The following is a 680-nucleotide window of genomic DNA, read 5'->3' on the forward strand; positions in this document are numbered from 1 at the left end:
CATGCCAGCCGTACGTCACGCCATCGTCGATCTCATCCTTCGGCCGCAGTCTCAGCATTGCCCATATTGCCGAAGGCAAATCCGTGAAAAACAGCGGCGAAAACACAATCTGCCAAAGTAGTGCTAGCGTAGGGTCCGAGCAAGCTCACGATAGGCAACCTGCGAGCGGGCCGTTCAAAGCAGCCGGCGCGTAGGACAATAGCCTTCGGATTCGTCAAGCAATTTGAATGGCTTACAAAACCGAGTCACTCTTAAAACGAAAAGCGGCCAATCGAGTCGCTCTTAAAGCAGAAGCCGAGTCACTCCTATTAATTAGCCTTCAGCGAAATCAATGACATAGGCGAGTCGTTCTTTCGGTGTCCGCACAGGCTTAGTAGGTAGTTAATTGCGCAGTTCCTTCGGGCACCGCACCAGAAACGTCTCGCTTCGTTACCCCTCCCTATCTTCCGGCAAGAGCAAACTACCGTACCGTCTCCGCGCCCGCCATTCCGTTCTGAACTCGGTCGTAGATTCGGCGGCAAGATCGGGAGAATGGGCCCCGCACGAAAGCGTCATCCTCCCTCAACCATCGTCGCTGCGCGAATCCGGCTTTCAGTCGACTCCTTCACATTTCAACTCGCGCAGTGCCTTGTCCACCCAATCCGCATTGTGCGTCCCGGCCTTGATGTTCTCCATCTGCT

General features: G+C 54.7%; 1 protein-coding gene. It reads left to right on the forward strand.

The genetic code is table 11. The annotated features are described in order from the left end of the window. The coding region (locus EAV90_RS40305) for a hypothetical protein (protein ID WP_208738590.1) at positions 1-194 on the forward strand (194 nt) is incomplete at its 5' end. Between the last annotated feature and the right edge of the window lie 486 nt (positions 195-680).

This window comes from Bradyrhizobium vignae (genome assembly GCF_004114425.1).
Classification (GTDB): Bacteria; Pseudomonadota; Alphaproteobacteria; order Rhizobiales; family Xanthobacteraceae; genus Bradyrhizobium; species Bradyrhizobium vignae.